The organism is Kitasatospora sp. NPDC048298 (assembly GCF_043201465.1).
Lineage (GTDB): Bacteria > Actinomycetota > Actinomycetes > Streptomycetales > Streptomycetaceae > Kitasatospora.
This window is the reverse complement of sequence record NZ_JBICYZ010000146.1, coordinates 1-4,209: the sequence shown is the minus strand read 5'-3', so window position 1 is coordinate 4,209 and position 4,209 is coordinate 1. Positions and strand designations below refer to the sequence as shown.

The 4,209-nt window shown below is 68.0% G+C and carries 3 protein-coding genes; all 3 read right to left on the bottom strand.

From position 1 onward, the window contains the following. Positions 1–251: 251 nt before the first annotated feature. Positions 252–1,319: a protein kinase family protein gene (locus tag ACGF0D_RS43945; protein WP_392926161.1), complete on the bottom strand. Its 1,068-nt coding sequence runs from the start codon at positions 1,317–1,319 to the stop codon at positions 252–254. A gap of 169 nt (positions 1,320–1,488) precedes the next feature. Continuing rightward, entirely contained in the window at positions 1,489–2,343 is an 855-nt protein-coding gene (gene istB, locus ACGF0D_RS43940) for an IS21-like element helper ATPase IstB (RefSeq protein WP_392926159.1), read from the bottom strand. Then, entirely contained in the window at positions 2,340–4,022 is a 1,683-nt protein-coding gene (istA, locus tag ACGF0D_RS43935; RefSeq protein ID WP_392926157.1) for an IS21 family transposase, read from the bottom strand. The genes istB and istA overlap by 4 nt, the downstream gene beginning before the upstream one ends. Between the last annotated feature and the right edge of the window lie 187 nt (positions 4,023–4,209).

Sequence of the window (4,209 nt, the reverse complement as noted above, 5' to 3'; positions counted from 1 at the left end):
TGATTTCATCGGGTCATATGGGCACCACGTCTTCGGCAGGAGTCGGCCCCATGGTTGGGCTGTTCGTGACGCCGATGTACCTGATCGTGCTCAAGGTTTTTCGGCGAGATCGGGAGCCACTGATCGAGTGACCTTCCCGACCGGGGCGGAGTGTCCAGGTGCTGGAGTACCAGGGATGTCGTTAGCTTGTGGACGTGGGCCCGCGGGTCGCCTCCCTGACAAGTCGCGGCCGGGGCCCGCTCCTTCGAATGTCAGCGCGATGCCGCACCAGCGTCGGCGATGCGGTTGAGCTCGGCACCGGGGAACGGTGCCTGCTTGCTCTCCGACAGCAGCCGGCGGTGGAAGTCGTCCAGAACGGCGCTGGCTCGGGCATGCCGCTCGACGATTGCAGCGATCTCCGGGGGAACAGCCCCGGGCCTTCGACCTGCGATCCACTCCTGAAGGAACACATCTGCGTCCATGCCGCCCCGGACGCGGGCGACGAGGTGGTGGATCAGATGGCTCGCGGTGTAGTCGCGGTCGTACCCGAGATGGTCCGAGAAGAACCGCCGCTCGACTGCTGAGAGCTCGAAGCCTGAGCTCAGGGCCAGTCCGAAGTCTGCGAAGTAGATCAGCCGGCCGTCGGTCAGCAGGTTGTTGAAGTGGGCGTCGAAGTGAACGAGTCCGTGAGAGCTCATGAACGCCGTGCCTCGCGCCAAAGCATCCTCCGCCCACGCAGGAGAGCCGCCGCCCGTGGCCACCGCATTCTCCCGGTGCTCGTGCAACAAGGTGCGGAGTGTATTCGGCACGTGTTCCAAGAACAGCACCAAGCTGCGGGAGGACCGGCCGATGGCTTCCAGGCGCGCGCGTACGGCCTGCGAGCCTTCCCAGTAGGCAACCGCTCCGTCGATGCCCCCGAACTCGTCCACGAAGCCCTCGGGAGGGGAGTCGGGCAGGACGCGCCAGTGGTACATCAGGGGAAAGCCCTCGTACTCCTTCCCGAGGACCCAATTGGTGGTCATGATGTGGGCGGCCAGCTCTCGCCAGGCGCCGAACCCGGCCGAGCCCACTCCGTACTGGTAGAACATCGGCAGATCGAAGAGGTTCGCCGTGGACCGGATGTTCTCCGGCTGGGTCTCGACGTCCGTCAAGGGCACCCTCTTGACGAAAACCCGCGTCCCGTCGATGTCCAGCTCCGCCGACCTGCCGCCGATACCGGATCCGACCGGAGGAGCGGACGCCACGATCTCGCCGAGACGCCGGTCGCTCAGCAGGGACAGGCGGGTAGCAACGGTTCCGTAGACGGCCAGACGTGCGGCGTGCTGAGATTCGTGGCGCATCGACGGCTCCTCTGTGCCCCCGGACCAGGGCGTCGGTGATCGCTCAAACGTAATCGACTCCCGCCGCCAAGGTCACCCTCGGACCCCAGAACCGCTCGGCATCTGATCTGCCGTTGGCGGGCCGTTGCCGCACGACCTGCGCCGCCGATCGGCCGGCCTCTGGCGGAGGTCATTTCGGAGCTGCGAAGAGTCCTTCCTGGGTGGCCTGGTAGCGGTAGGAGTCGGTGCCGGTCTGGATCAGGGTGCAGCGGAAGGTGATCCGGTCGGCGATGGCCGCGCAGAGCCTGGCGTCTCCGAAGGTCTTGTCCCACTCGGTGAACGGTGAGTTCGTGGCGACGGCGGTGGCCTTGCACTCCTCCCGTTCGGTGAAGATCTGGAACAGCAGCTTGGCGCCCTTGCGGTCCAGGTTGAGGTAGCCGAATTCATCCAGGCACAAAAGGTCGATCTTGCTGTAGCGGGCGATCACCGAGGACAGCCGGCGCCCGGCGTCGGCCTCGGCGAGCTCGTTCACCAACGCGCTCGTGGTGGTGTAGCGGACCGAGAGGCCGGCCTCGGCGATCGCGGTGCCGATCCCGATCAGCAGGTGGCTCTTGCCGGTGCCGGAGTCGCCGATCAGCACCAACGGACGGCCTTCACGCACCCAGCCGGGCGACTTCAGATCGGCGACGACCTCCGGGGTGACGTTCGGGTTCTTGGAGAAGTCGAAGTCCTCCAGCCGCTTCGGCCGGGGGAAGCGGGCCATCCGCAGCAGCCGCTGCTGACGCCGGACGTCGCGGTCGGCGAGCTCGACCTGCAGCAGATCGAGGAGGAACTGCTTGTAGCTGGCCTGCTCGCGACGGGCGGTGGCGGCGAGCTCGATGAACCGATCGCGGAAGGCGGGCAGCTTCAGGTCCCGGCAGGCCTCATCGATGAGCATGTCCTCCGGATCGCCGGGCAGCGACATCCGGCGGGGCGGAACCCGGTCACGTCCCTGGTCCTCCTTGCTGTCCGGGTCGTGGTCGGTGACGGTGATGCTGCGGGTCATGCCCCGTGGCCCTTCTGGTTGGCGTTCGCGGTGGTGGTCGGTTGGAGGAGCCGGTCGTACTTGCTCATGTCGGGCAGCGCGGTGCGCGGATCGGGCGGCAGCCGCCGGGCGTGCAGCGAGATCACCTGAGCCCCCGGCCCGCCCTTGGCCTGATCTGCGCTGATCCCGGCGCCGTGGGCGGGGTCGTCCTCGGCGAGGAGTTCGGCGTCGTCGGCGTCGGTGCCCTCCATCGCCTTGCGGGCCTCGATCGCCACCAGATCGGTGGAGACCGAGCCGATCCGCAGGCAGGTCTCCATCGCCGTGACCAGCGCGTCGGCGGGCAGCTGGCGGTGCAGCAGCAGGACCTCGATCAGCATCCTGGTGCCCTCGCGATCCCCGGCCTTCTGTTTGGCCGCGGCCCAGAACGCCTCGTGGACCCTGGTGAAGCCGCCCTCGGCTCGGGCCTGCGCGAGGGCCGAGGCACCGGCGAACGCGCCCGGCTTGACCAGCAGGATCTCCAGGTAGTGGTCGAGGAGGTCGTGATAGGTGTAACGCCTGGTCAGACGTGGGTGGCGGGCGACGACATGGCGGCCGTCGAGGACGAGGAGCTCGTTCGCCCGCAGCTTCACCCTCACCTTGGCCCCGATGTACTTCGCCGGCACCGAGTAGTAGCACTGCCGCACGGTGACCCGGCTGTTGCGCCCGACGGTGGGCATCAGGTCGATCCCGCAGTCGTAGTCGTCCGCCGGAAGCGGCCGCAGCCGCTCGCGCTCCTGCTCGAAGTCGAAGCCGATCGAGGTCGGACGGCCGTGGACGTGCCTCGCGTCCTCGGCGATGTCGATCGCGGCCAGGCGCTCGTTCAGCTCCGCCAGCGACTCCACCGCAGGTGGCGGGACCAGGTGCTTGCGTCGGAAGCGGCCGCCCTCGTGCTCCACCCCGCCCTTCTCGTGCGCGCCGTCCTCGCCCGGAGCGCAGTAGAACGCGGAGAACTGGTACCAGGACTTGAACGACGCCCAGCGGGTCGACTCCAGACGGGACCTGCCGAAGAGCACCTGCTTGACCGCCGGCTTCAGGTTGTCATAGCGGATGTGCACGGACGGCACGCCGCCCAGCACAGTGAACGCCTCCAGGTGTCCTTCCAGGAACGCCTCCTGCGAGGCCGTGGCGTAGGCGCGGTGGATCGCCTTCCCGGAGTACGACAGGCGCAGGGTGAACAGGACGCACTTGCGGCGCTGCCCGGCCAGGTCGAGCCAGAAGTCCGCGAAGTCGACCTCCGCCTCCTCGCCGGGGCGTTTCGCCTGTGGGACCACGCCCTCCAGATGCTGGCGGCCCTCCAGCGCCTCCGCCTTGATCTCCGGGCGCCGGGCCTTCACGTACTCCCAGACCGTGGTCTGCCGGGCCAGCTCGAAATCGTGCTCGGCCGCGAGACGCTCGATGATCCGCGTGATCGTGTGCTTCTGCTTCGCCGGCGCGTCCAGGTCCTCCCGGAGCATCTGGTCGATGAAGCCCTTCACCGGCTCCAGCACGCTCGCCCGCGGCGGCTGGGGCTTGCGCTTCGGCGGCACCGGCGACTCCAGCGCCTGGCGGACTGTGCGCCGCGACACCTTGAACCGGACCGCGAGCTCCCGCCCGGACAGCCCCTGCTCTCGCTGGGCCCGCCGGATCCGCTCGAACAGCACCTCACGTGACCTGTGCACCATCGGTCTCCCTGACCTGGACCGTGATCAACAGGCACAGCGTGACGGCCAAACGGCCCACACCCACCGATTACGCCGAACGCGGCATGTCACCGACCATCACACGAGGTGGAGCCCGAACTCACCGGAAAACCGCTGGTGCCCGAACCCACCGAAAACGTGGTCCCCAACCACCCCGAAAAACTCAACA